Source organism: Aeromicrobium sp. JJY06 (assembly GCF_044069275.1).
GTDB lineage: Bacteria > Actinomycetota > Actinomycetes > Propionibacteriales > Nocardioidaceae > Aeromicrobium > Aeromicrobium tamlense.
The window spans coordinates 1,497,691-1,523,783 of record NZ_JBIMRD010000001.1 but is presented as its reverse complement, the minus strand read 5'-3'; the positions used below and the strand labels follow the sequence as shown (position 1 = coordinate 1,523,783).

The 26,093-nt window shown below is 72.0% G+C and carries 20 protein-coding genes; 7 read left to right on the top strand and 13 right to left on the bottom strand.

Features of this window, described 5'->3' with window-relative positions; translation table 11 throughout:
• Nucleotides 1-14 precede the first annotated feature (14 nt).
• The 3 genes from ACGWYL_RS07490 to ACGWYL_RS07480 form a co-directional block, all read right to left on the bottom strand.
• Nucleotides 15-3,332: an ExeM/NucH family extracellular endonuclease gene (locus tag ACGWYL_RS07490; protein ID WP_395486842.1), complete on the bottom strand. Its 3,318-nt coding sequence runs from the start codon at nucleotides 3,330-3,332 to the stop codon at nucleotides 15-17.
• A gap of 76 nt (nucleotides 3,333-3,408) precedes the next feature.
• Nucleotides 3,409-6,249: a bifunctional metallophosphatase/5'-nucleotidase gene (locus tag ACGWYL_RS07485; protein ID WP_395486841.1), complete on the bottom strand. Its 2,841-nt coding sequence runs from the start codon at nucleotides 6,247-6,249 to the stop codon at nucleotides 3,409-3,411.
• 126 nt (nucleotides 6,250-6,375) lie between these two features.
• Nucleotides 6,376-6,765, bottom strand: coding sequence for a hypothetical protein (locus ACGWYL_RS07480; RefSeq protein ID WP_395486840.1), 390 nt, complete (start codon nucleotides 6,763-6,765; stop codon nucleotides 6,376-6,378).
• A gap of 105 nt (nucleotides 6,766-6,870) precedes the next feature.
• Here ACGWYL_RS07480 and ACGWYL_RS07475 point away from each other — a divergent pair, with 105 nt between their 5' ends.
• Nucleotides 6,871-7,722 carry a 3-hydroxybutyryl-CoA dehydrogenase gene (locus tag ACGWYL_RS07475; RefSeq protein ID WP_395487240.1) on the top strand — a complete coding sequence of 284 codons (852 nt, stop codon included), beginning with the start codon at nucleotides 6,871-6,873 and terminating at the stop codon, nucleotides 7,720-7,722.
• Between the two features lie 7 nt (nucleotides 7,723-7,729).
• Here the strand turns inward: ACGWYL_RS07475 and ACGWYL_RS07470 are convergent, their stop codons facing one another.
• Both ACGWYL_RS07470 and mmuM read right to left on the bottom strand, forming a co-directional pair.
• Complete coding sequence (locus ACGWYL_RS07470) at nucleotides 7,730-8,350, bottom strand: PaaI family thioesterase (RefSeq protein WP_395486839.1); 621 nt, start codon at nucleotides 8,348-8,350, stop codon at nucleotides 7,730-7,732.
• A 30-nt stretch (nucleotides 8,351-8,380) separates the two neighbouring features.
• Complete coding sequence (gene mmuM, locus ACGWYL_RS07465) at nucleotides 8,381-9,202, bottom strand: homocysteine S-methyltransferase (protein ID WP_395486838.1); 822 nt, start codon at nucleotides 9,200-9,202, stop codon at nucleotides 8,381-8,383.
• A 138-nt stretch (nucleotides 9,203-9,340) separates the two neighbouring features.
• Between mmuM and ACGWYL_RS07460 the strand changes: the two genes are divergently transcribed.
• Complete coding sequence (locus ACGWYL_RS07460; RefSeq protein ID WP_395486837.1) at nucleotides 9,341-10,864, top strand: AMP-binding protein; 1,524 nt, start codon at nucleotides 9,341-9,343, stop codon at nucleotides 10,862-10,864.
• 18 nt (nucleotides 10,865-10,882) lie between these two features.
• On the opposite strand, the gene ppc is transcribed toward ACGWYL_RS07460, so the two are convergent.
• From ppc to ACGWYL_RS07445, 3 genes are all read right to left on the bottom strand, one after another.
• Nucleotides 10,883-13,669 carry a phosphoenolpyruvate carboxylase gene (gene ppc / locus ACGWYL_RS07455; RefSeq protein ID WP_395486836.1) on the bottom strand — a complete coding sequence of 929 codons (2,787 nt, stop codon included), beginning with the start codon at nucleotides 13,667-13,669 and terminating at the stop codon, nucleotides 10,883-10,885.
• 81 nt (nucleotides 13,670-13,750) lie between these two features.
• Nucleotides 13,751-14,035: a protealysin inhibitor emfourin gene (locus ACGWYL_RS07450; protein ID WP_269305058.1), complete on the bottom strand. Its 285-nt coding sequence runs from the start codon at nucleotides 14,033-14,035 to the stop codon at nucleotides 13,751-13,753.
• Nucleotides 13,996-15,039, bottom strand: a complete 1,044-nt coding sequence (locus ACGWYL_RS07445) for a M4 family metallopeptidase (RefSeq protein WP_395486835.1) — start codon at nucleotides 15,037-15,039, stop codon at nucleotides 13,996-13,998. Before ACGWYL_RS07445 ends, ACGWYL_RS07450 begins: the two co-directional genes overlap by 40 nt.
• Nucleotides 15,040-15,173: 134 nt before the next feature.
• On the opposite strand from ACGWYL_RS07445, the gene ACGWYL_RS07440 reads away from it, so the two are divergent.
• Nucleotides 15,174-15,830, top strand: a complete 657-nt coding sequence (locus ACGWYL_RS07440) for a hypothetical protein (protein ID WP_395486834.1) — start codon at nucleotides 15,174-15,176, stop codon at nucleotides 15,828-15,830.
• Between the two features lie 6 nt (nucleotides 15,831-15,836).
• Here the strand turns inward: ACGWYL_RS07440 and ACGWYL_RS07435 are convergent, their stop codons facing one another.
• From ACGWYL_RS07435 to dnaK, 5 genes are all read right to left on the bottom strand, one after another.
• Nucleotides 15,837-16,667, bottom strand: a complete 831-nt coding sequence (locus ACGWYL_RS07435; protein WP_395486833.1) for a hypothetical protein — start codon at nucleotides 16,665-16,667, stop codon at nucleotides 15,837-15,839.
• A gap of 93 nt (nucleotides 16,668-16,760) precedes the next feature.
• Nucleotides 16,761-17,135 (bottom strand): heat shock protein transcriptional repressor HspR, encoded by a 375-nt coding sequence (locus ACGWYL_RS07430; RefSeq protein ID WP_179426785.1) that lies wholly within the window; start codon nucleotides 17,133-17,135, stop codon nucleotides 16,761-16,763.
• Complete coding sequence (dnaJ, locus tag ACGWYL_RS07425) at nucleotides 17,132-18,238, bottom strand: molecular chaperone DnaJ (RefSeq protein WP_179426787.1); 1,107 nt, start codon at nucleotides 18,236-18,238, stop codon at nucleotides 17,132-17,134. Before dnaJ ends, ACGWYL_RS07430 begins: the two co-directional genes overlap by 4 nt.
• Nucleotides 18,239-18,267: 29 nt before the next feature.
• Nucleotides 18,268-18,840 (bottom strand): nucleotide exchange factor GrpE, encoded by a 573-nt coding sequence (locus ACGWYL_RS07420; protein ID WP_269305048.1) that lies wholly within the window; start codon nucleotides 18,838-18,840, stop codon nucleotides 18,268-18,270.
• A complete protein-coding gene (gene dnaK, locus ACGWYL_RS07415; RefSeq protein ID WP_395486832.1) occupies nucleotides 18,837-20,675 on the bottom strand; it encodes a molecular chaperone DnaK in 1,839 nt (612 codons plus the stop codon). Before dnaK ends, ACGWYL_RS07420 begins: the two co-directional genes overlap by 4 nt.
• A 178-nt stretch (nucleotides 20,676-20,853) precedes the next feature.
• Here dnaK and ACGWYL_RS07410 point away from each other — a divergent pair, with 178 nt between their 5' ends.
• The 4 genes from ACGWYL_RS07410 to ACGWYL_RS07395 all read left to right on the top strand — a co-directional run bounded on the left by ACGWYL_RS07410 (nucleotide 20,854) and on the right by ACGWYL_RS07395 (nucleotide 26,005).
• A complete protein-coding gene (locus ACGWYL_RS07410; protein ID WP_395486831.1) occupies nucleotides 20,854-22,050 on the top strand; it encodes a sensor histidine kinase in 1,197 nt (398 codons plus the stop codon).
• On the top strand, nucleotides 22,047-22,715 hold the full coding sequence (locus tag ACGWYL_RS07405; RefSeq protein WP_395486830.1) for a response regulator: 669 nt from the start codon (nucleotides 22,047-22,049) through the stop codon (nucleotides 22,713-22,715). The genes ACGWYL_RS07410 and ACGWYL_RS07405 overlap by 4 nt, the downstream gene beginning before the upstream one ends.
• A 93-nt stretch (nucleotides 22,716-22,808) precedes the next feature.
• Entirely contained in the window at nucleotides 22,809-23,585 is a 777-nt protein-coding gene (locus ACGWYL_RS07400) for an ABC transporter ATP-binding protein (protein WP_179426804.1), read from the top strand.
• Complete coding sequence (locus tag ACGWYL_RS07395; protein WP_179426806.1) at nucleotides 23,582-26,005, top strand: ABC transporter permease; 2,424 nt, start codon at nucleotides 23,582-23,584, stop codon at nucleotides 26,003-26,005. Before ACGWYL_RS07400 ends, ACGWYL_RS07395 begins: the two co-directional genes overlap by 4 nt.
• Nucleotides 26,006-26,093 lie beyond the last annotated feature (88 nt).

The following is a 26,093-nucleotide window of genomic DNA, read 5'->3' as shown; positions in this document are numbered from 1 at the left end:
CTGTCCCCCTGGCCTCAGCGCACCCGCAGCACGAACGCGCGGCTGGCGGGCGACGTCAGCGACGAGCCGCCGTACTTCGCCACCAGGCGCACCGAGGACCTCTGACGCGGCAGCGTGACCGTGGCCTTGCCGCCCTTGACCTTCGCGGAGCCGATCACCTTCGAGCCGCGGTAGATCCGCACCGTGCCCGACTTCTCGGTGAAGCCCGGGGTCCTGACCGTGACGCGCACCTTCGCGCGCGTGCGGTCGGTGACCTTGCCGTTCAGCACCTTCGCGGCAACCGTGGCCTTGGCCTTCGCGATCGTGACCCGGACGCTGGTCTCGCTCGGGTCGACGTCGCGGCTGCCGCCGTAGAAGACCCGCACCGTCGTGGTGCCCGGACGCAGTGCGGTGCCGGGCACGCGGATCGTGGCCGTGCCGTCGCGCATGATCGCCGAGGCGATGATGCGGCCGTCGACCGTCGCGTACGTCAGGCCGCTGGCACCCGGGGCGCCCGTGACCCCGATCGCCGTCGGCTTGCCGTAGGTGCCGCGCGCCGCCTTGGCGGTCAGCGTGGACACGGCGCGCACGTCGACGGCGACCTTCGCGGTCGAGTCGGCGTAGCGGCCCTCGCCGGCGAAGTCGACGTCGAGCACGTGACGGCCGGCGCGCAGCGTGTCGGCCGGGACGGTCACCGTGGCGGCACCACCGGAGACCTCGGCCGTGCCCAGCACCTCGTCGCCGAGCGAGACCGTGACCGTGCCGCGCGGCGAGCCGACGGCCGAGCCGACCGTGACGGCGACGTCGAACGGCTCGTCGGCCCACACGACCTTGGGCACGTCCGCCGAGGTCGTGGTGGCGACCTCGGCCGCCGCACCCGGGTCGAAGCCGACGATCACGGGGTCGTGGTCGCTGGCGCGGTACGGGGTCGACGCGTCGAACAGGCTCGTCACGTTGTTGTTGAAGCGGCTGTACTCACGGCCGATCGACTCGGGCGCGTTGATCGTCCACACGTCGGCGCCGGTGACCCGCGCGAACGCGGCCGAGGACGCGAACACGTGGTCGAGCGAGCCGTGCATGCCCTCGAACTGGTAGGTCTCCTCGTTCGTCAGGCGCTGGTCGACGTTGACGAACCCGGCGTCCTCGATGATGGCGAGCGGGTCCTCCTTGGCGTAGGAGTTGAAGTCGCCGAGCAGGAAGACGCGGTCGGTGTCGGTCTGCTCCTCCAGCGAGGCCACGAAGTCGACGAGCGCCTCGGCCTGACCCACGCGAGCGCGGTTGGACGCGCCCTGGCCGTCGCCCTGGTCGGCGTTCACGCCCTCGCCCGAGCCCTTGGACTTGAAGTGGTTGACGATCGCCAGGAAGTCCTGGCCGGCGTCGCCGTCGACCGGACGGAACTCCTGCGCCAGCGGGGCGCGGGCGTTGGAGAACGCGGGCGAGTCGAGGATGACCGACGGACCGACCGGCTCGACCACGTCGCGCTGGTAGATGAACGCGGTGCGGATGACGTCGCGGCCCGAGGTCGGGATCGCGGCCGGCGACAGCACGGGTGCCCAGCGCTCGGTGCCGGCGTCGGCGTTGAGCGCGGCGACGAGGGTCTTGAGGGCCTCGTCACGGTCGGCGCCACCGAGCGAGCCGGTGTCCTCGATCTCCTCGAGCGACAGCACGTCGGCGTCGAGCGTGTTGATCGCCTTCACGATCTTGGCCTGCTGACGCGCCAGGCTGGCGTCGTTGGCCGCACCGCGGGGGCCGTTGTTCGTGCACTCGTTGACCGTGATGCGGTTGCCGTCGCGGTCGGTGTACCAGGTGCACGTGCCGCGGCCCGAGGCCACCCAGTCCTCGCCCGTGGTGGTGAAGTAGTTCAGCACGTTGAACGAGGCGAGCTTGACCGCGCCGCCGACGTCCTTCGGCGCCGGCTCGCGCGTGCTCTCCGACGAGATCGTGGCCGGCTCGTCACCGGCGGCGAACGGCTGCGTGGGCTGGAGCTTCCAGGTGCTGTTGCGCCAGTCCATGATCATCGGATCGTCGATCGTCACCTTCGCGCCCGTGCGGACCTCGTTGCCGGGCGTGAGCCACGGACCCGGGATCGCGCGGTTGGCGCCCGACGTGAAGTTGATGCTCTTGCCGTCGTCGATGCTGATCGCGCGCGCGGCGTTCTGCGCGACGAGCGCGTCGTACGCCGAGGTGCGCGGGCGGACCTCGTTGGTCGGCTGCGGCAGCACGGTGTCACCGGCCGCCAGGCCGATCTCGCCGAACGTGTTCGTGCCGTAGTTGTTCGTCAGCGTGTAGGTGCCCGAGGTGGCGTCGACGAGCATGCCCTCGAGCGCCTCCCGCTGGGCCGGGCTCATCGGGAACGTGACCGGGGTCGGGGTGACCGTGCCGGGCGTCGTCGCGTCCTGCCACGACACCGCGGTGACCTGGGTCAGGCCGTTGAACTCCGAGACGGTGCCGGTGACGTCGATCGTGTCGCCGAGCTCGACCGACTGCGCGAACGTGGTGGACGCGCCGAAGACGAAGAGGCCGTGCGAGGCCGGGCCCGCCGTGCCGCCGGTGCCGGGTGTCTGGATGTAGGCGCCGTTGAAGCCGCCCGAGGCGTAGTGGCCGGTGACGACTCCGGTCGTGCGGACCGTCCTGCCGACCAGGGGGCTGGCCGCGCCGGTGCCCTGGATCTCGGCGATGGTCGCGTCCAGCACCGGCGGAGGCGCCACGTCGCACGCCGTGCCGCATGCCACGGGGCTCGGAGGCGTCTGCTTCGTGAAGTCGGCACCGTTCTGATCGGTGTCGACCCCGCCCGTGCGCGCCAGGGACTCGCCGACGGCGGGGTCGAGCGGTGCCGGGGCCGTGCCCTCGAAGGTGTTGGTGCTGCCGTAGCCCACCAGGTCCACCAGGGTCGCGTCGGCGAGGACGGCGCTCGGCTGGCCCGTCAGGGCGGTCTCCGACCTGACCAGCGCGATGGTGCCCGACGCGCCCGCGGGGTTGATCGACCCGGTGACGTCGGGGGCCGGGAGGTCGGAGCCGGCGGCGGTGCTGTTGCCCTGTCCTGCCACCAGGAACGAGCCACCGGGCTGCACCTCGTGAGAGCCCAGCGGCGTCACTCCGGTGAACGCGGTCGTTCCGCCGGAGGACCGGTACTGGACCGACCAGCCGGAGACGTCGATCGCGGCCGCGGTCGGGTTGCGCAGCTCGATGAACTTGAGCTTGTAGGGCGCGCCGGCCGAGCCTCCGTCGACGTAGACCTCGTTGATCACGAGGCCGGAGCCGTCGGGCGCGGCGGTGGCCGCCGACGGCACCGCCACGGCCGCACCGGCCGCGACGGCGAGCGCGGTGAGTCCGCGCAGGACAGGACGAGACATCAGGATTCCCCTCGAGATGGGTGCAGGTGGGAGTGGGCCGGGGCGGCCTGCACACAGGCCGCCCCGGCTCGGTTCACTACTTGACGACCGTGGTCTTCACGGAGGTCTTGGACGCGTTCGCGACGGAGCTGCCCTTGTAGAAGACCCGCAGCGTGGCCTTGCCGCGCGGGAGCTTCGACAGCTTCACGCGGGCCACGCCGTTCTTCACCTGCGCCTTGCCCACGACCTTCGTGCCGCGCTTGACCACGACCGTGCCGGTCGGGGTGAAGCCCTGGCCCGAGACGCGCGCCTTCAGGACCGCGTTCTTGGCCGAGACCTTCTTCGCGACGACGGCGCGCACCGAGGTGTTCGCCTTCGTGACCTTGACCGTCACCGTGGCGTCGGCCGGCTCGTACGAGGCGCTGCCGTTGAAGAACAGGCCGTAGGTGTGCGAGCCCGGCTTGAGCGCGGTGCCGCCGAAGCGGAACGTGCCCTTGCCGTCGGAGAGGAAGGCGGTGCCGACCTGCATGCCCAGCTGGTTGGCGACGTAGACGATGCCGGTGGTGCCGGGGGCGGCCGACATCGTGATGGTCGCGCCGGTGCCGTACGGCGTGGTCGAGCCCTTCGCGGTGAACGGCGTCTCGCCCTTGATGACCTCGACCGAGACGGTGCCCTCGGACGGGGCCACGGTGGAGGAGCCGTCGAACGAGACGGTCAGCGTGCGCTGGCCGAGTCGCAGGTCGGCGGCGTGGACGTCCACGGTGCCCTCGCCGTCGGTGACGGTGCCGGCACCGACGATGTGGTCGCCCTCGAGGATCCGGACCGGACCGTCGACGTCGACACCGGCCGCCGCGGCGACCTCGACCGAGACGTCGAAGACGTCGCCCTTGGTGACCTGGGCCGGGGCCGTGGCGGTCGTCGTGGACGCGGCCTTCTCGACCGACAGCGGGATCGTGGCGACGGTGCCGCTGGGCGCCGCCGTCGCGCGGATCGTGCCGCCCTCGATCGCGCCGGCCGGGACCGTGAACGTGAACGTGCCGGAGGCGCCGTTCGTGACCGCCTGGGTGCCGAGGTCGAGCGACTGGTCGTCGCCGTACTCGAGGACCGCGCTGACCGAGGTGTTCGCCGGGCTGCCCAGCGACGTGAGGTTCAGCTTCGGCAGCGAGAACGAGGCGCTGTCGCCGACCTCGTAGGAGTCCGCGAGACCCGTGACGGCGACCGAGCGGCGACCGAAGTCGGGCGCGACCGGGGAGTTGTCGCCGAGGTAGTCGATCCAGCCCTCGTAGTCGACGACGCCGGTGTCGACCCACGTGCCCTCCTTGAAGGCGCGGAAGTTGTCGCCACCGGTGCCCAGGAAGGACGGGACGATGACCTTGTAGGACTTCGCCGGGTCGATCAGCTGGTCGTCGATCCAGATGCTGGTGACGCGATCGCCCTCGTCGCGGGTGGCGTCGTACGTGTAGCGGACGTTGTCCGACACGCCCAGCTGCTGGTAAGGACGGCTCGGCACGTTGCCGTTCGCGTCACGCTGCCACTGCTGCTCGAAGACCTTCTTCAGCGAGGCGCCCGTGAGGGTGACCGTGTAGAGGTTGTTGGTGAACGGCAGGACCGCGTTGGCCTCGGCGAACGTCACCGAGCCGTCGGTGTTGTTCGGGCCGCCGGTGGTGGTGTTGCCGGCGTAGAACAGCTCGTCGCGCAGGCCACCGGGGTTGTTGAGGGCCAGGTCGGCGGGCGCCGGCGTGCTCTTGGACTGCTCGAGCATCGCGTCGGGGACCAGGTTGCCGATCGTCGACTCGCTGGCGCGGTCGTCGCGGCCCGTCTTCGGGGCGGCCGGGTTCGACGGCGTGTAGACGCCGTTGACGTAGCTGCCGCCGGTGTAGGCCGTGGTGATGTCGGCCGAGATGTCGGCGACCTTCTCGTTGCCGATCGTGGCGGCGTACGCGAGCGCGCTGTCGACGATCTGCTGGACCTGGGCGACGCGCGGCGACGCCAGGTTGGCGGTCGCGGCCCGCGCGACGTTCTCCACGGTGTGCGCGGCGACGTCGCCGGTGTCGGGATCGACCGACAGGGTGACCTTGCCGATGTTGTCGCCGTAGCTGCCGGTCTGCAGGACCGGGCGCGTCTTGCCGGCCGCGCCGGGCACCGGGGCGTCCCAGGCGTAGACCTTGTGCGTGTGGCCGGTGAAGATCGCGTCCACCGAGGCGTCGGTGCCGTTCACGATGTCGGCGAAGGCGCCGCCGTGGGCGACCTCCTCGGCCAGCGACGAGCCGTCGGGCGTGCCCGCGCCGGCTCCCTCGTGGTACGCCGCGACGATGACGTCGGGACGATCGGCCTCGGGCAGCGCCTCGAGACGGTCGACCTCGGTGTTGACCGCTGCGACGGGGTCGGTGAACTCGAGGTCCGAGATGCCCGAGGGGGTCACCAGCGTGGGGGTCTCCTGCGTGACAGCGCCGATGACGGCGACCTTCAGGCCGGCGCGCTCGAACGTCTCGGAGGCGGGCAGCGCGGCCGAGCCGTCGGACTTGAGCCTGACGTTCGCGCCGAGGTACGGGAAGTCGGCCCGATCGGTGACCCGACCCGCGAGATCGGCGAAGCCGCGGTCGAACTCGTGGTTGCCCACCGCGGACACGTCGAGGTCGAGCGCGTTCAGCACGTCGATCGTGGGCGCGTCCTGCTGGGTGGCCGAGGCGAACGGTGAGGCACCGATGTTGTCACCGACGGACAGGAAGAGCGTGTTGGCGGCGCCCTCCGTGTCTCGGATGCTCTCCACGGTCGTGGCGAACTTGGCGGTGTTCGCGTCGATGCGGCCGTGGAAGTCGTTGATGTCGATAAAGGTGATGTCGACCGGGTCGGCGGCACTCGCCGACGGGGCCACCACGATCGGCGCACTGAGCAGCGCTCCGATCGCGACGACCGAGAGGGAACGTCGGGACTTCAAGATCTTGGTCCTTTGTCGCAGGGAACACGGGTCGCCACACCGTAACCCTGAGAATCACCCAAGAGACCTGCCGAAGCATGTCTTTTTGGTTAAGACCCGGCAAAAGGTCGGGGGGCTCCGCGCGGGCTAGAGCGCGATCGTCGCCTGGAGGCGGCACGGGCCGTCGGGCGCGGCCACGATCGGGTCGATCGCGAACGGCACCGTGGCGCCGGCCTTGACCCGGTCGAGCTCCACCACGCGCGCCGGTCCGGTCTGCTGGCCGATGAACGCGGTGACGCGGTAGTCGCGCACCTGCTTGCCGGTGTTCTTGAGCGTGCCCTGCACCTTCCAGCGCCCCTTGGCGTTCTGGCGGCACGTGAACGTGGTGATCGCGAGCGGGTCGACCGTGCCCGTGGCCTCGGTCCCGACCTGGCCCGGAGCGGTCGACGTGGCGTCGGTCTTCGGGGCGGCGGAGCCGTCGCTCGCACCGCAGCCGGCCACCGCCAGGAGGAGCACCACCGAGACCCACGCACGCATGGGTCCATCCCATCACGCGGGCCCCATGCGCCCGCGGAGGCGCACCCCGGCGGCCGGTACGATCGAAGCTGAGGAATCCATCATCTTTCAGGAGGTCGAGTGTCCATCGAACGCATCGGAGTCGTCGGAGGCGGCCTCATGGGGTCCGGCATCGCGGAGGTCAACGCCCGCGCCGGCCTGTCGGTCGTCGTCGTCGAGGTGACCGAGGACGCGGCCACCGCCGCGCACGGTCGCATCGAGTCGTCCCTGCAGCGCGCCGTCGACCGCGGCAAGCTCTCGGAGACCGACCGTGACGCCGCGCTCGACGCCATCCACGTCACCACCGACCTGGACGCGCTGGCCGACCGCCAGCTCGTGGTCGAGGCGGCGAGCGAGAAGGAGTCGGTCAAGCTCGACCTGTTCACGCGGATCGGCCAGATCCTGCAGGACCCGGACGCGATCCTGGCGTCCAACACGTCGTCGATCCCGATCGTGAAGCTCGGCGCCGCCTCGGGTCGCGCCGACCGGGTCATGGGCGTGCACTTCTTCAACCCCGCGCCCGTCATGAAGCTCGTCGAGCTCATCCCGTCGCTCACCACCTCGGAGCAGACCCTCGACCGCATGCGCGGCTACGTCTCCGAGACGCTCGGCAAGCAGCCGATCGACGCGACCGACCGCGCGGGCTTCATCGTGAACTCGCTGCTCGTGCCGTACCTGCTGTCGGCGATCCGGATGTACGAGGCCGGGTACGCCTCGGCGAAGGACATCGACAACGGCATGGTGCTGGGCTGCGGCCACCCGATGGGGCCGCTCGCGTTGAGCGACCTCATCGGACTGGACACCATCAAGGCGATCGGCGAGTCGATGTACGAGGAGTTCAAGGAGCCCCTCTACTCGCCGCCGCCGCTGCTCGACCGCATGGTCGACGCGGGCCTGCTCGGCAAGAAGTCGGGCCAGGGCTTCTACCCCTACCCCTGAGCCGCGGTCAGTCCGTCGTGCGCTTCCCGAGCCCCTGCTCGGGAAGCAGGCGCAGGAAGAGGCCCTCGGCCTCGGCGCACACGACGTCGCCGTGGCGCAGCTCGCCGCGCACGAACCACTTGCGGCCCTCGACGCGGTCGATCCACGCGATCGCCTCGAGCTCGGTGTCGATCGGCGTCAGGGCGCGGTAGCTGGTGTTGAGGTAGGCCGTGCGGGTGATGCCACCGGCGGCCAGCGACGCGAGGATGCCGAGCACCTCGTCGAACAGCAGCGTCACGGCACCGCCGTGCACGGCCATGCCGCCGCCCATGAACCAGCGGCCGAACCGCACCGTGCCCTCCACGCGGTCGCGCGTGCGCGAGGTGACGAGGAGCTCGGGCAGCATCGCGTGCCCGCGCACGGGCAGCTCGGCGACGCGCCCGTTGACCTGGTGCTGCTCGTCGGTGGTGAGCGGTTCGAGCCGCTCGCGCCAGCCGGCGAGGTCGGCGGCGAGACCGTCGATCGCCTCGCGGTCCATCGGCATGGAGGCGAGCGCGTTCTGGACGGCGTGCAGGTGCTCGACCAGCTCGCCGTAGGCCCGCACGTCGTCGGCGGCGAAGTCGCCCTTGAACATCTCTTCCCAGCTCACCCGAGCGAGGCTATCCAAGCGCTCGTCGCGTCAGCCGAGGGCACCCATGATCCCGGCGACGCGCGAGACCGCCTCGGGACCCACCCGGCAGCAGCCGCCGACCCACGCGGCTCCGGCCTCGACCCACGCGGGCACCAGACCGACGTCGTACGTGCTGGTGCCGACCCACTGCTGCGCCTCGGCGTCCCAGACCTCGCCCGCGTTGGGGTAGACGACGCCCGGCTTGCCCGTGGCCGCGGCGGCCCGCAGCGCAGGGCCGACGTCGGCGGGTGCACAGCAGTTCACGCCGACGGCCACCACGCTGTCCACGGCTGCCGGGATCGCGAACGCGGCGTCGAGCCGCTGGCCGGCGCACGTGCGATCACCGACGATCGAGTAGGAGAACCACGCCGCGTGGTCGTACTCCGCGAGCAGCCGTGCCAGCACTTCGGCCTCGTCGGTGTCGGGGATCGTCTCGACGGCGATCACATCTGGTCCGGCGGCCAGGAGGGCCTCGAGGCGCGGCCGGTGCACCTCCTCCAACTCCCGCGCGGTGAGTCCGTAGCGACCGCGGTACTCCGACCCGTCGGCGCGCAGCGCCCCGAACGGACCCAGCGAACCGGCGACCAGGCGGCCCTCGACGTCGCCGGCGGCCTCACGGGCCAGCTCGACGCTCAGCCGGATGAGGCCGGGGTCGCTCGCCTGGTAGCTGGCGGAGGTCGCCACGTCGGCCCCGGCCTCGAAGTAGGCGCGGTGCACCGCGACGATCTCGTCGGGCGACGTGCGCAGCACCCGCGCGGTCCACTCGCCCCCGGACAGGTCGTTCCCCCGGTCCTCCAGGGCGTTGGACAGTCCACCGTCGAGCACGTGCATCCGGCCAGTATGCCGTTCGCCGGGAGGGCCCGACCGCTGGTCGATCGGTCCGTGCCCGAGGTGCACGAGGCGAGCGGGAGTCGCCACAATGGCAGCGTGACGTGACCCACACGCACCGTTCGACCCGCCGGAGGCCTCATGATCGTCCCGCTGACCCTGCGCGACTTCCTCGACCGCGCCCGCACCGTCTACCCCGACCGCGTCGCCGTGGTCGACGAGCCGAGCCAGGTGGCGGACTCGTGGGGCGAGCTGACCTACGCGCAGCTCTACGCGAAGGCGCGCAGCCAGGCGGCCACGCTCGACGAGCTCGGGATCGCGCAGGGCGCGCGCGTGGCGATGGTGTCGCACAACGCGGCGCGCCTGCTCGCCTCCTTCTACGGCGTGGCCAACTGGGGTCGCATCTTCGTGCCCGTGAACTTCCGGCTCGCACCGGCCGAGGTGCAGTACATCGTCGAGCACTCCGGCGCCGAGGTCGTCATGCTCGATCCCGAGCTGGAGCACCTCGCCGACGCGTGCGCGTCGGCCAAGCACGTGTTCGTGCTGGGCCGCGACGACGACCGGATCTGGGCGTCGAAGGCCGAGCCGGCCGAGTGGGAGCCGGACGAGAACGCGACCGCCACGATCAACTACACCTCGGGCACGACGGCCCGGCCGAAGGGCGTGCAGCAGACGCACCGCGCGCGCTGGGTCAACGCCACCACGTTCGGCTGGCACGCCACGCTGACCGACCGCGACGTCTACCTGCACACGCTGCCGATGTTCCACTGCGACGGCTGGGGCCTGCTCTACTCCGCCACCGGCGTGGGCGCGAAGCAGGTCGTGATCCGCCAGATCGACGGCACCGAGATCCTCCGACGGATCGAGGAGCACGGCGTCACCGTGCTGGCCTGCGCGCCGGCGGTGCTGAACGCGGTCCTCGACGCGCTGCCCGACTGGACCGGCGAGACCGGCCGCGACCGGGTGCGCTGCATCGTGGCCGGCGCTCCCCCGCCGACCCGCACGATCCAGCGCGTCCGCGAGGAGCTGGGCTGGGAGTTCATCCAGATCTACGGGCTCACCGAGACCTCGCCGCTGCTGACGATGAGCCGCATGCGCGAGGAGTGGGACGACCTCGAGGGCGAGGAGCAGGCGCGCCTGCTCGCCCGTGCCGGGGCGCCCACGCTCGGCACCCGGATCATGGTCGACGACAAGGGCGAGATCCTCGCCCGCAGCAACACGGTGCTCGAGTCGTACTGGGAGAACCCGGACGCCACCCAGGACGCGCTGGCCGACGGCTGGTTCCACACCGGCGACGGCGGCGTCTACGAGGACGGCTACGTCACGATCGCCGACCGCAAGAAGGACGTCATCGTGTCCGGCGGTGAGAACGTCTCCTCGATCGAGGTCGAGGACGTGCTCGCGTCGCACCCGGCCGTGCGCGAGGTCGCCGTCATCGGCGTCCCCGACGACAAGTGGGGCGAGCTCGTGCTGGCCCTCGTCGTGGTCGAGGGCGACGTCACGGAGGAGGACCTGCGCGCCCACGCCCGCGAGCGCCTCGCCGGCTACAAGGTGCCCAAGCGCGTCGAGTTCCGCGAGGAGCTCGCCCGCACCGCCACCGGCAAGCTGCAGAAGTTCAAGCTCCGCGCCCAGTACTGGGAGGGCCGCGACCGCCTCGTCAACTGACCGATCTCGATCCCCGGGTCAGCCGGTGTTGCGCAGGCCGTTGGCGATGCCGTTCACGGTCTGCAGCAGCGCGGCGCGCATGTCCTCGTCGACGGCGTCGGGGTCCTCGCGGTAGCGGGCCAGCAGGTCGACCTGGGCGAACGAGATCGGCTGGAGGTACGCGTCGCGCACCTCCAGCGTGCGGCGCAGCGCGGGCTGGTCGTCGAGCACGTGCCGCTCGCCGGTGACGCGCAGCACCTCCTCCACGGTGACCGCGTGCTCGGCGCGGATGCGGTCGAAGATCGGTCGCAGGTCCGCCGGGACGAGGGTGTCCACGTAGTGCCCCGCGACGTCGAGGTCGGTCTTGGCCAGCGTCATCTCCACGTTCGAGATGAACGTGCGGAAGAAGTGCCACTTCTCGAGCATCTCGCCGAGCACGTCGGCCTGGCCGGCGAGCCGCGCGGCGCGCAGGCCGCTGCCGACGCCGAACCAGCCCGGCACGATCTGGCGGCTCTGGGTCCAGCCGAACACCCACGGGATCGCCCGGAGGCCGTCGATGCCGCCGCCCGTCTCGGGCCGGCGCGACGGGCGCGAGCCGATGTTGAGGTCGCCGAGCTGGTCGACCGGGGTCGAGGCCAGGAAGTACTCGAACAGCCCCGGCGCGTCGATCAGCTTGCGGTAGGACTCGTAGGCCGCGTCGCTGACCTGCGTCATCGTGTCGTCCCACTGCTGCATCGACTCGGCGGGCGTGCGGGCCTGCAGGTGCAGGGTGGACGCCTCGAGCACGGCCGCGAACGACAGCTCGAGGTTCTCGTGGCCGAGGCGCGGCAGCGAGTACTTGTCGCTGATGACCTCGCCCTGCTCGGTGAACTTGATGTCGCCGGTGAGCACGCCGTACGGCTGGGCGAGGATCGCGTCGTAGGTGGGTCCGCCGCCACGGCCGACGGTGCCGCCACGGCCGTGGAACAGCCGCAGCGTGACACCGTGCTTCTGCGCCACGTCGCGCAGCGCGCGCTGGGCGCGGTGCAGCTCCCACTGCGAGGTGGTGATGCCACCGGCCTTGTTCGAGTCCGAGTAGCCGAGCATGACCTCCTGCGTGTCGTCGCGCAACCGCACGAGCGAGCGGTAGTGGTCGTCGGACAGCAGCTCGTCGAGGACGTCGCCGGCGCGACGGATCTCGTCGACCGTCTCCAGCAGCGGGACGAAGCCGAGCCGCGCGAAGGGCGGCGTCTCGTCGCTGCCGACGAGGTCGACCAGGCCGGCCTGGCGGGCCAGCACGACCGGCGCGAGGAGGTCATCCCCGCCGAGCGTCATCGACACGATGTAGGACTCGATGACGTCCTCGCCGAAGGTCTCCTTCAGCTCGCGCACCGCGGTGAAGACCCCGTACGTGCGCGCGCCCCACTCGTCGAGGGCGGGCGGATCGGCCGACAGCGGCCGTAGTCGGCCCAGCTCGCGCGACAGCAGCGCGAAACGCTCGTCGCGGTCGAGCTCGGCGTAGGGCGTCTCCGACTCGTCGAGGCGGTCGTACAGGATGCCGAGCGCGTGGTGGTGGGCCTCGGCGTGCTCACGGATGTCCATCGTGGCCAGGTGCAGCCCCACCGAGGAGATCGCGCGGATCGCGCGCGCCAGCATGCGGTCGGCGATGAGCTCGCCGCCGTTCGCGCGCAGCGACGCGTCGACGACGCGCAGGTCGGCCAGCAGCTCGTCGCGGTTGGCATAGTCGCGTCCGGGCACGTGGGGCGTGCCGTCGGCGACGCGCGCCGCCGAGTTCGCGACCTTGAGCTTCACGCACGACAGCTTGAGCCGGTAGGGCTCGTGGGCGTTCACGAGCAGCAGTCGCGGGTCGAGGTCGGGCAGGGCCGTGAGGTCGGCCTGCAGCGACTTCGTCAGCTCGGCGCTGACCTCGACGAGCTCGTCGGACGACGACAGCTCGCGGATCAGCAGGTCGAGGTTGGTGTCGACGATGCGCGTGGCGATGCGGTTCTGCAGCCGCAGGATGTCGAGCGTGACCTGCGGGGTCACGTTGGGGTTGCCGTCGCGGTCGCCACCGATCCACGTGCCGAACGACAGAGGACGGTGCGCGGGATCGAGGACGATGTCGTGCTCAGCCAGCCGGTCGGCGAGGTCGGTGCCGATGTCGGGCAGCGCCTCCTCGAGGATCTGCTGGAGGAAGAACACGAGGTGCCGCGCCTCGTCCACGGGCGTGGGCCGCGTGCGGCGGACGGCGTCGGTCTGCCAGATGAGGTCGATCAGCTGCGCCAGGTCGCGGTCCTGCGCGGTGCGTCGACGCGTGCCCGGCTCGGCGGAGTCGAGCAGGATGTCGGCGATGCGACGCAGCTTGGTCAGCACCGTGCGGCGGCTGACCTCGGTGGGGTGCGCGGTGAAGATCGCGCGCACGTCGATCCGCTCGATGCCCTCGCGCAGCGCGTCGACGCCCTGCTCGGCGACGATGTCCTCGATCGCGCGGGCGAGCCAGCCGCCGTCGTCGGGCCGCGACTCGATCCCGCGCACGCGCGCGACCTGCTCGGCCACGTTGGCGAGATTGAAGTAGACGCTGAACGCCCGCACGAGCTTGCCCACCGTGGCGGCGTCGAGGTCGGACAGCAGGGCGCGGATCCGGGTGGCGGCCTCGTGCCGCTCGTCGGCGTCGTCGGAGTCCTCGATGATCTTGCCCTGCGCGCGGACCAGCTCGACCTGCTCGAAGAGGTGCTCGCCCTCGAGGCGGCGCAGGGTCTGGCCCAGCAGGTCGCCCACGCGGCGCACGTCGTGGCGCAGTGAGTCGTCCTTGGAACGGGCGATGGCGTCGAACTCGGAGTCGGTCACGGGGCTCCCCTCGGCTGACGGATGTCGTGGGGCGCCGTTGCCCGCGTCCAGCCTAGCCAGTCCGGTGGTGGTGCGCGGCGCTCAGCGCGTGTGGTGGACGACCGCGTCGACGAGGTCGCGCCACGGGCCGTCGACCTGCCGCTCGGGCAGGGTCGCCTCGCGATCGTTGGCCCGGACCTCGTAGACGAATCCGTCGGGGTGGCCGTCGTCCGGAGTGGCGTCCCACGGGCACGCCTCGACCAGCGGCCACCAGACCTGGGCCTCGTCCTCGCTGGTGGCCTCGACCTCCCACTGCCGGCGCAGGCCGGCGAGGCCGCCGGTGCGGGTCACCCGGACGACGAGGAGGGGCTGGTCGATTCCGTCCATACCCCCACAGACTGCCACGCGCCGCGCACCACGTCAGCCGCGTCGTGGTTCTCGGCGACCGCGACCGTGGCACGCGCGAACTCCTCGAACGTGGCGCGCGGCGAGAGGTCACCCAGCAGCGTCTCGTACCAGATCCGGCCGGCCACCTCCCAGGCGTGGCCGCCGAGCCCGGTGGCCACGAGGTGGAACGCCTTGTTGGGGATGCCCGAGTTCAGGTGGACGCCGCCGTTGTCCTGCCGGGTCTCGACGAAGTCGTCCATGTGGGCGGGCTGCGGGTCCTTGCCGAGGACGTCGTCGTCGTAGGCCGTGCCCGGCGCGCTCATCGAGCGCAGCGCGCGACCCTCGACGGCGTCGGTGAACAGGCCCTCGCCGATGAGCCACGAGGCCTCGTCGGCGGTCTGGCCCGCGGCGCGCTGCTCGACGAGCGCGCCGAAGACGTCGGCGACGGACTCGTTGAGGGCGCCGGACTGGTCGCGGTAGACCAGACCGACGGTGTACTCGACGAGACCGTGCGCGAGCTCGTGGCCGATCACCGAGAGCGACGCGGTGAAGCGGCCGAAGATCTCGCCGTCGCCGTCGCCGAACACCATCTGCGAGCCGTCCCAGAAGGCGTTGTCGTACGCCCTGCCGTAGTGCACGGTGCCCAGCATCGGCAGTCCGGCGTCGTCGATCGACTGCCGTGCGTAGACCGCGCGGAGCAGGTCGTCGGTGGCGCCGAAGCCGTCGTAGGCCTCGTCGGCCGCGACGTCGCCCGTCGGCGGGTCGCCCTCGTCGCGCACGACCTCGCCCGGCAGCTCGGTGCCGTTCCGCGCGTCGTGCACCGTGCGGCGCAGCGGCACGGTGGTGGCCGGCGGCCGGGCCGACGGGTGTGCGTGCCCGCCGTGCTCGGGACGCTCGGCGAGTGCCGCCTGGGCCGCCTGGGCCGCCGTGGCGTAGCGGTCGTCCTCGAGGCCGGCGATGTGGCGAAGAAGGTAGGGCGGGACGATCCCCCGAATCGTGTCCATGTCCCGACCGTAGACGTCGGCACCGACATCGCGCGCGCCGACGACTGCCACGTGAGACCGGCATGGCCGACCGGCTGCCCGGACTGGCCGATCGGCCGAGGCGGCCGTCTTCGTCGCCCGGTTAGCGTGCCGTCATGGCCACCTGGACCCTGCGCGACCGCGGACGCGACCTCGCCGTGCGCGACGACGGGGACGGCGGCCTCGTCCTGTCGCTCGACGGCGTCGAGGTCGACGAGGCCACGGTCGGACGGCTCGGCGACCACGAGTTCGAGCTCGACCGGATCGCCGGCCGCCACCAGAAGGTCAAGGCCGAGCGAGGGGTCGGCGCGACGCTGTCGAAGGTCGTGCTGGTGGAGTCCGGCCACGGCGACCTGCCCGTCACCGTGCCGTTCGTGCCACCGGAGGGCACCCGCGCCCGCCGCCTGCACGACCTGCGCGAGGCCCACCCGAAGGCCTGGGCGGCCCGGCACGTCGTGTTCAGCGTCGTCGGACTGCTCGGCATCGGCGCCCTCGTGTCGGCCCTGCTCGGCCGCCTCGTTCCGGCGATCGACTGGTCGTGGCTGCCCGACGCGCCGGACGTGAACCTGCCCGAGGTCGGCTTCGAGTTCTCGTTCCCGAGCTGGCTGCGGTACCTCAACCCGTTCTTCTGGCTCGGCCGCGTCACGCCCGACTGGCTGGCCGACCTGCCGTGGGGCGTGATCATCTCCCTGCTCGTGGCGTGCAGCCTCGCGTGGGGCGAGTACCGCAAGCAGCAGGACCGCAAGGAGCGCGAGGAGCGCACCGACGACTGAGGCGTCTCAGGACGGGTCGCGGCCCTCGGCCCGTCGCTCCTGCTCGGCCTCGTGCCGGACGGTCTGGATCCCCTTGGCCCACTGCGGCAGGTCGGCGCGGCGCACGTGGTCGGGCACCTGGCGGCTGAGCACGAACCGCGTGAGCGCGATGCCCACCACGACCATCGTGATGCCGAGCACCCAGCCCAGGCCGGTGCGCCCCTCGTTCGACAGCCACACGATCGCGGTGGGCACGGCGAACGTCAGCATGAGGATCACCGACAGCACCCGGGCGCCGGCGGCGTTCGCGGCCGCGTGCGCGGGGCTCGTGTCCATCATGTTCGCCTCGACGAACTCCGCCGGGCGGAAGAACGCGAACCACGGCAGGACCACGAACACGACGAGTCCGAGGCCCGCCAGCATCGGCATGAAGGTGTTGGCCAGGACGACCAGCGCGGCGTCCGACCAGATGCCGCCACCACCGCGCGATGCATCGAACCAGTAGTGCCAGCCGTCGGGGCGGCGAACCGCCTCGATCGTGTCCTCGACGCCGGGCCGGTACCGGACGAGGACGGCGGTCAGACCCACCACCGGGCCCATGATGAGCGGCAGGACGAGCGTCCGGCCGAGCGCGACGAGGGGACGCGGCCCGTCGAACCGCACCCACATCGTCTCCAGCACGGCCCACGACACGGGGATGACCGAGCCGAACATCAGCAGGTAGCCCAGCGGACTGTCGCCGTCGACGTCGGCGGCCACGTCATCGATGACGATCCACTGCACGACGGCCACGGCGACCACGAGCAGCCACGGGACCGGGGTGAACAGGATCCGCCGCCACGGGCTCTTCGCGCGCATGCGCTCGAGCCTAGGGGCGGCGTGGCGGCCCCGCCTCGGCGAGTGGCGCACACCGGGGTCGCGGGTCGGCGGGGCAGGGCGGAGGTGGCGGGGTCAGCGCTGGCGGCGCCAGACGGTGACCTGGCGGTCGCCGTAGAGCGCGGGGAGGTTCTGTGGGGCGCGCGCCTGGGCCAGCTCGGCCTGCAGCTCGGCGACCTTCGCCTGCAGCGCGGTCACCTGGTTCTCCAGCGCGATGACGCGCTTCACGCCCTCGAGCCCGAGGCCCTCGGCGGTCAGCTGGGCCACCATCCGTAGCAGCTCGATGTCGCGCAGCGAGTAGCGACGGCCGCCGCCGGACGTGCGACCGGCCTCGACGAGGCCGATCCGGTCGTACGTGCGCAGGGTCTGCGGGTGCAGGCCCGACAGCTCCGCGGCGATGCTGATGACGAAGACCTTGGCCTCCGGTCCCGGCGGGACGAATTCATTCATGAGGTACTCCCGATCCTTGCGGCACGGTAGGCCTCGATCGCGGCCAGCTCGTCGGCCGACGGCTCGTGCGGCACCTGCACCTCGACGGTGACGAGCAGGTCGCCGCGGGTGCCGTCGCGGCGGGTGCCGCCCTTGCCGCGCGCCCGGAACGTGCGGCCGTTGGGGGTGCCGGCGGGCACCTTGAGCTTGACCGGTGGACCGTCGATCGTGGGAGCGCTGACCTCGCCGCCGAGCACCGCGTCGTCGAACGACAGCGGCACCGTGACCGTGAGGTCGTCGCCCTTGCGCCCGAAGCGCTCGTCACCCTCGACGTGGACCACGAGGAAGAGGTCGCCGGCGGGTGCGCCGGTGTCGCCCTTCGCGCCCTTGCCGCGGATCTTGATCCGCTGGCCGTCCTTGACGCCCGCGGGCACCTTGACGTTGATCGTGCGGCTCGACGGCGCGCGGCCCGAGCCCGCGCACACCTCGCACGGGTGCTCCACGATGAGCCCGCGACCGCGGCACTGGCGGCACGGCTCGGTCATCGCGAACACGCCACCCGAGGCGCTGGTCTGCATGCCGCTGCCCTGGCAGTTGCCGCACACCTTCGGCACGGTTCCGGGCTTGGCCCCGGTGCCGTGGCACATCGAGCAGGGCTCGTCGCTGGTGAGCCGCAGCGGGATCGTGGCGCCCTCCACCGCCTGGCGGAAGGTGATCGTGGCCTCGGTCTCGAGGTCGTCGCCCCGGCGCGGCTGCGCCTGACGGCGCCGTCCGCCGCGAGCCCCGCCGCCGCCGAAGATGCCGCCCAGGATGTCGCCGAGGTCGAAGTCGACGCCCCCGCCGTACGAGCCGCCCCCGGGCGGCGGGAAGCCACCCTTGAACTGCCCGAACAGCGAGCGCTGCTCGTCGTACTGCTTGCGCTTCTCGGCGTTCCCGACGACCCCGTACGCCTCCGAGATCGCCTTGAAGCGCTCCTCGGCCTGGGCGTTGCCGGGGTTGGAGTCGGGGTGGTGGTCCCGCGCCAGCTTGCGGTACGCCTTCTTGATCTCGTCGGCCGAGGCATCCTTCTTGACGCCCAGGACCGCGTAGAAGTCCTTCGACGCCCAGTCAGTCGGTGCGCTCATTCACCCCTCCTCCCTCGTCGTGCTCTCGTTCAGTCCTCGGTGGTCGGCTGCTCGGTGGCCGCCGCGGCGGCACCCGGGTCGACGACCCCCACCACGGCGGGCCGCAGGACGCGGTCGCCGACGCGGTAGCCGGTGCGCATGACCTGCGCGATGCTCTGCACCTCGACCTCGGGGTCCTCGCCCGCGTGGAAGACGGCCTCGTGCAGGTTCGGGTCGAACGGCTCGCCGACCGCCCCGAACGACTCGAGGTCGAACTTGCCCAGGGCACCACGCAGCTGGTCGGCGACGGCCTTGAAGCCGCCCGTCAGCTCGCCGTGCTCCTCGGCGCGACCGAGGTCGTCGAGCACGGTCAGCAGCTCGGCCAGGACCTTCTGCTTGCCGGTCTCGACCGCGCGGACGCGGTCGTCCTCGACACGGCGCTTGTAGTTGATGAACTCTGCCTGCTTGCGCTGGAGGTCGTTCGTGAGCTCGGCGACCTTCGCCTCGAGGTCGGCGACGGCGTCGGGAGCGGGCTGCGTCTCGGCGGCCGGCTCCGTCTCGGCGCCGCCGACGGGCGCCTCCCCTTCAGGGGAGGTCGCCTCGTCGAACGGCTGCTCGGTCACTTCTGCTCACCCTCGTCGTCGACGATCTCGGCCTCGACGACGTCCTCGTCGTCGGCCGGCGCATCGCCCGCGGGGGCACCCTCGGCGCCCGCCTCGGCCGCCGCGGCGGCGTACATGGCCTCGCCCATCTTCGAGCTGGAGGTGCCCAGCTTCGTGACGGCGGCCTGGATGGCGTCGGTGTCGTCGCCCTCGAGGGCGGACTTCAGCGCGTCGACGTCGGCCTGGACCTCGGTCTTCACGTCGTCGCCGACCTTGTCGCCGTTCTCGGCCAGGAACTTCTCGGTCGAGTGGACCAGCGTCTCGGCCTGGTTGCGGACCTCGACCGACTCGCGGCGCTTGCGGTCCTCCTCGGCGTACTGCTCGGCGTCCTTGACCATCTTGTCGATGTCGTCCTTCGACAGCGCGGAGCCGCCGGTGATCGTCATCGACTGCTCCTTGCCGGTGCCGCGGTCCTTCGCCGAGACGTTCACGATGCCGTTGGCGTCGATGTCGAAGGTGACCTCGATCTGCGGCACGCCACGCGGCGCCGGCGGCAGGCCGGTGAGCTCGAACGTGGCCAGCAGCTGGTTGCCGGCGGCCATCTCGCGCTCGCCCTGGTAGACCTGGATCGCCACGGACGGCTGGTTGTCGTCGGCCGTGGTGAAGACCTCGGACCGCTTGGTCGGGATCGTGGTGTTGCGCTCGATGAGCTTGGTCATCACGCCGCCCTTGGTCTCGATGCCCAGCGACAGCGGGGTCACGTCGAGCAGCAGGACGTCCTTGACCTCGCCCTTGAGCACGCCGGCCTGGAGGCTCGCGCCGATCGCGACGACCTCGTCGGGGTTGACGCCCTTGTTGGGCTCCTTGCCACCGGTGAGGGTCTTCACGAGCTCGGACACGGCCGGCATGCGGGTGGAGCCACCCACGAGCACGACGTGGTCGATGTCGTTCACCGTGACGCCGGCGTCCTTGATCACGTTCTGGAACGGCTTCTTGGTGCGCTCGAGCAGGTCGGCGGTGATCTTCTCGAACTCGGCGCGGGTCAGCGTCTCGTCGAGGAAGACGGGGTTGCCGTCGACGACCGTGATGTAGGGCAGGTTGATCGACGTCGAGGACGAGCTGGAGAGCTCGATCTTCGCGCGCTCGGCGGCCTCGCGGATGCGCGGCATCGCCATCTTGTCCTTGGTCAGGTCGACGCCGGTGGACGCCTTGAACTTGTTGACGAGCCAGTCGACGACCGCGTTGTCCCAGTCGTCGCCGCCGAGGTGGTTGTCACCGCTGGTCGCCTTCACCTCGATGACGCCGTCGCCGATCTCCAGCAGGGACACGTCGAACGTGCCGCCGCCGAGGTCGAAGACGAGGATCGTCTGGTCGTCGCCCTTGTCGAGGCCGTACGCGAGCGCGGCCGCGGTGGGCTCGTTGATGATGCGGCTGACGTTGAGGCCCGCGATCTCGCCGGCCTCCTTCGTGGCCTGGCGCTGGTGGTCGTTGAAGTACGCCGGCACGGTGATGACCGCGTCGGTGACCGGCTCGCCCAGGTAGGCCTCGGCGTCGCGCTTGAGCTTCTGCAGCACGAACGCGCTGATCTGCTGGGGGTTGAACGTCTTGCCGTCGATCTCCACCGACCAGTCCGTGCCCATGTGGCGCTTGACCGAGCGGATGGTGCGGTCGACGTTCGTGACGCCCTGACGCTTGGCGACCTCGCCGGTCAGGACCTCACCGTCCTTCGCGAACGCGACGACGGACGGGGTGGTGCGAGCGCCTTCGGCGTTCGCGATGACGGTGGGCTCTCCACCTTCGAGCACGGCCACGACGGAGTTCGTCGTGCCGAGGTCGATGCCGACTGCACGGGCCATGGTTCCTCCTGGATTCGCAGATGATCTGTCTGGTGAGCTCTGCCTTGAAGACTGTGGGTCAAAAGACTTGAGTCATACGTTATCAACTTCGTTCAAGGCCCCGGCATTCCCCCCGGGGCCCGCAAGACCAGACCCTGGTCTGACGAATGGATCACACCACGCGCCTAGGCTCTGCCTCATGGACGAGATCGCGCCCGCGCCCGGGCGACCGTGGCGCCTGGGTCCGCGCGCGACCCGCCTGTTCGACGTCGCGCTGGCCTCGGCGCTCGTCCTGGCGTCCTTCCCGATGAGCGTGCTCGCGACCGGCCAGAACGCATGGGCGCTCGGTCTGTCCCTGCTCCAGACGATCCCGCTGTACTGGCGGCGCAGCCGTCCCGTGACCGTGTTCGTCGCGGTCGCCGGTGCGAGCGTGCTGCAGGCGGGGACCTACGACCTGCCCGTCTGGGGTCAGGTGGCCTTCCCGGTCGCGCTGTACTCGCTCGCCCGGTTCGGGTCGGCGACGGCGGGACGCATCGGCCTGCTCGTGGGGCTCTGCGGCGCCGCGGTGGCCTCGTGGGTGTGGACCTCCGCCCAGTTCGCCGCCTATCCCCCGGGCCTGGACTACATCGACTACGACATGGGTCTGCGCGACCTGTCGCCGTACTTCTTCCTCATCACCGCGATCGTGCTGGCCGCGTGGGCGCTCGGCAGCCAGGCGCGCATCCGCCGGGCCTACGAGGCCAACCTCGTGGCGCAGGGCCGCCAGCTCGCCGCGGAGGCCGAGCAGCGCGCCGTGCTGGCCGCCGCCGAGGAGCGCACGCGGATCGCGCGCGAGATGCACGACGTCGTCGCGCACGGACTCTCCGTGGTGATCGTGCAGGCCGACGGTGCGCGGTACGCGGCGCAGAAGGACCCGCAGGTGGCGGTGCAGACGCTGGGCACGGTGGCGTCGGTGGGTCGCGACGCCCTCACCGAGATGCGTCGCCTGCTCGGCCTGCTGCGCGGCACCGAGGACCCCGCGCTCGCCCCGCAGCCGCGCCTGGAGGACATCCCGTCGCTCGTCACCGCCGACGACCGGGTCGACCTCCACGTGCCCGATCCGATGCCGCAGGTGCCCGACGGCGTCGCCCTCACGGCCTACCGGCTCGTGCAGGAGTCGCTCACCAACGTCCGCAAGCACGCGGGCCCACAGGCGCGGGCCACGGTGCGGCTCGCGGCCGGCGCGGACGGCCTCGACGTCGAGGTGGTCGACGACGGCCGCGGCGGGGCGAACGACGGCACCGGCGGTCTCGGCCTGCTCGGCATGCGCGAGCGCGTGGAGGTCCACGACGGCACCCTCGAGGTCGGGCCCGCGCCCGGTGGCGGATGGGCCGTGCGTGCGAGGATCCCCACGTGACCGCCCCGATCCGCGTCGCCCTCGTGGACGACCAGCAGATGGTGCGCGCGGGCTTCCGGATGCTCGTGGACAGCCAGGACGACCTCACGGTCGTGGGCGAGGCCGGCGACGGCGAGGAGGCGCTGCGGCTGCTGGCCGAGGTCGAGGCCGACGTCGTGCTCATGGACGTGCGCATGCCGCGGCTCGACGGCGTCGAGGCCACGCGGCGGCTCGCGCCCGGCGACGAGGGTCCACGCGTCATCGTGCTCACCACGTTCGACCTCGACGAGTACGCGTTCGCGGCGCTCCGGGCGGGCGCCTCGGCGTTCCTGCTGAAGGACGCCGCGCCACCCGACCTGCTGGCCGCGATCCGCGCCGTGCACGCCGGCGACGCCGTGGTGGCACCCTCCACCACCCGCCGCCTGCTCGACCACTTCCTCGCCGCACCCACCGCGCCTCGTGCGTCCGGTGCCGCCGCCGACCGGCGCCTGGAGTCGGTCACCGAGCGCGAGCGTGAGGTCCTCGGCCTCATCGCGCGCGGCCTCAGCAACCCCGAGATCGCGGCCGAGCTCGTCGTCTCGGAGGCCACCGTGAAGACGCACGTGAGCCGGCTGCTGGCCAAGACGGGCTCGCGCGACCGCGTGCACCTCGTGCTGCTGGCCTTCGAGGCCGGCCTCGTCGACTGACCGTGCGGGGTCTCCCGTCATACCGTGGGCGGACGCCGAAGATCCGCCCCTGAGGCGACGACCGGGAGGGCCTGCGAAAAATAGCGTCGGGGCATGACTTCGACCTCCTTCTCCGGCACCGCGTCGCAGCGCGGCGTCCTGCCCGCCGCCTCCGTTCGCGGCCTCACCAAGACCTACGGCCACGGCGACACCACCGTGCACGCGCTGCGCTCGGTCGACCTCGACCTCCCGCCCGGCCGCTTCACCGCGATCATGGGCCCGTCCGGCTCGGGCAAGTCGACGCTGATGCACTGCCTCGCCGGCCTCGACCGCCCCACCGAGGGCACCGTCTCGATCGCGGGCACCGAGCTGACGACCCTCGACGACGACCGGCTCACCCACTTCCGCCGCGACCACCTCGGCTTCGTGTTCCAGGCGTTCAACCTGCTGCCGATGCTGACCGCGCGGCAGAACATCATGCTGCCGTTCGAGCTGGCCGGCCGCCGCCTCGAGCCCGGCACGGCCGAGCGCATCGATCAGGTCATCGACGTGCTCGGGCTGCGCGACCGGCTGGACCACCGTCCCGGAGAGCTGTCCGGCGGTCAGCAGCAGCGCGTCGCGATCGCCCGGGCCCTCGCCGCGGACGCCGACGTCGTGTTCGCCGACGAGCCCACCGGCAACCTCGACAGCACGGCGTCGTCCGAGGTGCTGGCCTACCTGCGCCGCAGCGTGATCGAGCTCGGCCACACGGTCGTCATGGTCACGCACGAGCTCGACGCCGCGGCGTACGCCGACGACGTGGTCGTGCTGGCCGACGGACGCGTCCGCGCCCACCTGGTCACGCCGACGCGCGACGCCATCGCGCGCGCCCTCGAGGGCGGTGCCCGATGAGGACGGTCCTGCTCGCCTCGCTGCGCACCCACACGCGCCGCTACGTCTCGGCGCTCGTGGCCGTGTCGATCGCGGTGGCGTTCGTCGTGGTCATCGACGCGATCGGCTCGGGCGCGCGCAGCGGCGTCGCCGCCAGCGTCGAGGCCGCCTACCCGGCGGCCGACCTCGTCGTCGGCGAGGAGTACGGCGTCGCCGAGGCCGACCCCGCGAAGGCGCTCGAGGTCGCGGAGCGGCGCGGCGACCGCGCGACCGTGATCGCCTCCCTCTGGACCACCGTCGCCGGGCCGGACGGCTCGCTGGGCGACGACGTCCAGGTCGGCACCGTGTCCACCGAGCCCGACCTGCGCTCGCAGGACGTCGCCCGGGGTCGCGCCCCGACCGGCGACGGCGAGGCGCTCGTCGCCGAGGACACCGCGAAGACGCACGACCTGAAGATCGGCGACCTCCTCACGGTCGGTGTCGGGAACGACGCGACCGACGTCGCCATCGTCGGCCTCACGCGGGCCTCCTCCTACCTCGACGCGGACGTCGACATCACGTGGCCCGCGATGGCGGGTCTCGGCATGGCCATCCCCGATGCGGTCGCGTACGACGTGCGCGACGGCGACGTGGCGGGCGCGACCGAGGCGCTGACCGCCGCGGTCGACTCGACCGTGCAGACCCGCGACGAGTACGTGGCCGCCCGCATCGTCATGCTCAACCAGGGCGTCGACGTGCTGTCGTACCTGCTGCTGCTCTTCGCGGCGGTCGCCGGCTTCGTCGCCGTGCTCGTCATCGCGAACACCTTCACGATCCTGTTCGCCCAGCGCAGTCGCGACTTCGCCCTGCTGCGCTGCGTCGGCGCGACCGGCCGGCAGGTGCTGCGGTCGGTGCGGGTGGAGGCCTTCGTCCTGGCCCTCGCCGGCGGTGTCGCCGGCGTGGTGACCGGTGTCGTCCTGGGCCGCGGGCTGGGCTGGGTGATCCGCGCGTGGGCCGGTGAGGCGGCGTTCGGTCCGGTCTCGCACTCCCCCGTCTGGCTGGGCGCCGCCTTCATCGGCGGCGTGCTGGCCACGGTCGTCGCCGCCTGGTGGCCCACCCGCTCGGTCGTGCGCGTCAGCCCGCTTGCGGCCCTGCGGCCCTCGGGTGAGGTCACCGCGCGCACCGCTGCGGGGCGCGTCCGGATCGCGCTGGGCCTCGTCGCCGTGGCGGCCGGCTGCGCCGCCCTGGCCCTGGCGATCGCGTCGGGCAACATGGTGCCGCTCATCCTCGGCGGCATGACCTCCTTCGTCGGCGTGCTGCTGCTCGGACCGCTGATCGTGCCCGCGCTGCTGCGCCTGCTCGGCCGGGTCGGCCGCACGGGCGGCCCGCTGCGCGTCGCGTCGGCGAACGCCGTGCGGAACCCACGACGCAGCGCCGCCACCACGGCGTCGCTGCTCGTCGGCGTCACCCTCGCGACGGCGATCCTCTCGGGCATGGCGAGCGCCCGCCAGGCGGTCACGGCCGAGATGGACGGCGAGTACCCGGTGGACATCGCGCTGAGCGGGACCCTCCCGGTCGACGCGGTGCGCTCGGTGGGCCAGGTCGACGGCGTCGACGAGGTCCGTGCCGTGGACGGGGCCGAGGTCGCCTCGAGCGCCGGCCGGCTCACGATCATCGCCCCCTCGGCCGACGACCGAGAGGTCACCCGCGACCGCGAGGCCACCCGCGTGGCCGACGACGAGATCCTCCTGCCGACCGTGGTGGCGCAGGACTTCGCCGAGGGCATCCCCGACGAGCTCACCCTGCGCACCCGCGAGGGCGAGGTCACCCTGGCGACGCAGCTCGTCGGGTCGAAGTGGGGTCGCGCCGCGATCGTGCCCCCCGCGGTCCTGGCGCAGCTGACGACGGACGCGGAGCCTCGCGTGCTGTGGGTCCTGGCGGACGACGGCGCCGACGCCGAGGAGCTCGGTGGCACCCTCGGCGCCCTCACCCGCGGAGGCGACGTGCAGGTCGACAACAACCTGGAGGACCAGCAGTGGGTCGCGCAGCAGCTCGACGTGCTGGTGTGGGCGGTGCTGGGCCTGCTCGGCGTGGGCATCCTCATCGCGCTCGTCGGCATCGCGAACACCGTGGGCCTGTCGATCCTCGAGCGCTCGCGCGAGCACGCCCTGATGCGTGCGCTCGGCCTCACCCGCCGCGGCCTGCGCCGGATGCTGGCCGCCGAGGGCATGCTGCTGTCGGTCGTGGCGGCGCTGCTGGGCACCGTGCTGGGCGTGACCTACGCGTGGTTCGGGGTCGAGACCATCGTGGTGCCGGTGTTGGGGTCGGGCGGCCTCGTCATCCCGTGGATCCAGCTCGGTGTCGTGCTGGTCGTGGCGGCGCTGGCCGGTCTGGCGGCCTCCACGCTGCCGGCCCGCCGCGGCGCCCGGGTCACCCCGGCCGAGGGCCTCACCCTCGACTGACCACGTCCGCCACTCCCGCCCTTCGGCGAGTGGCGCGGAACGGCCCGCCACTCGCCGAGTGGCGGGCGTTCCTGCGCCACTCGCGGTC

Bases quoted from the DNA above. Each gene is read 5' to 3' on its own strand.
- ACGWYL_RS07410 (WP_395486831.1), top strand. From the start codon at position 20,854: ATGGACGAGATCGCGCCCGCGCCCGGGCGACCGTGGCGCCTGGGTCCG.
- ACGWYL_RS07480 (WP_395486840.1), bottom strand. From the start codon at position 6,765: ATGCGTGCGTGGGTCTCGGTGGTGCTCCTCCTGGCGGTGGCCGGCTGC.
- ACGWYL_RS07435 (WP_395486833.1), bottom strand. From the start codon at position 16,667: ATGCGCGCGAAGAGCCCGTGGCGGCGGATCCTGTTCACCCCGGTCCCG.
- ACGWYL_RS07450 (WP_269305058.1), bottom strand. From the start codon at position 14,035: ATGGACGGAATCGACCAGCCCCTCCTCGTCGTCCGGGTGACCCGCACC.
- mmuM (WP_395486838.1), bottom strand. From the start codon at position 9,202: ATGCACGTGCTCGACGGTGGACTGTCCAACGCCCTGGAGGACCGGGGG.
- ACGWYL_RS07445 (WP_395486835.1), bottom strand. From the start codon at position 15,039: ATGGACACGATTCGGGGGATCGTCCCGCCCTACCTTCTTCGCCACATC.
- dnaK (WP_395486832.1), bottom strand. From the start codon at position 20,675: ATGGCCCGTGCAGTCGGCATCGACCTCGGCACGACGAACTCCGTCGTG.
- ACGWYL_RS07490 (WP_395486842.1), bottom strand. From the start codon at position 3,332: ATGTCTCGTCCTGTCCTGCGCGGACTCACCGCGCTCGCCGTCGCGGCC.
- ACGWYL_RS07430 (WP_179426785.1), bottom strand. From the start codon at position 17,135: ATGAATGAATTCGTCCCGCCGGGACCGGAGGCCAAGGTCTTCGTCATC.
- ACGWYL_RS07460 (WP_395486837.1), top strand. From the start codon at position 9,341: ATGATCGTCCCGCTGACCCTGCGCGACTTCCTCGACCGCGCCCGCACC.
- ACGWYL_RS07440 (WP_395486834.1), top strand. From the start codon at position 15,174: ATGGCCACCTGGACCCTGCGCGACCGCGGACGCGACCTCGCCGTGCGC.
- ACGWYL_RS07395 (WP_179426806.1), top strand. From the start codon at position 23,582: ATGAGGACGGTCCTGCTCGCCTCGCTGCGCACCCACACGCGCCGCTAC.
- dnaJ (WP_179426787.1), bottom strand. From the start codon at position 18,238: ATGAGCGCACCGACTGACTGGGCGTCGAAGGACTTCTACGCGGTCCTG.
- ACGWYL_RS07400 (WP_179426804.1), top strand. From the start codon at position 22,809: ATGACTTCGACCTCCTTCTCCGGCACCGCGTCGCAGCGCGGCGTCCTG.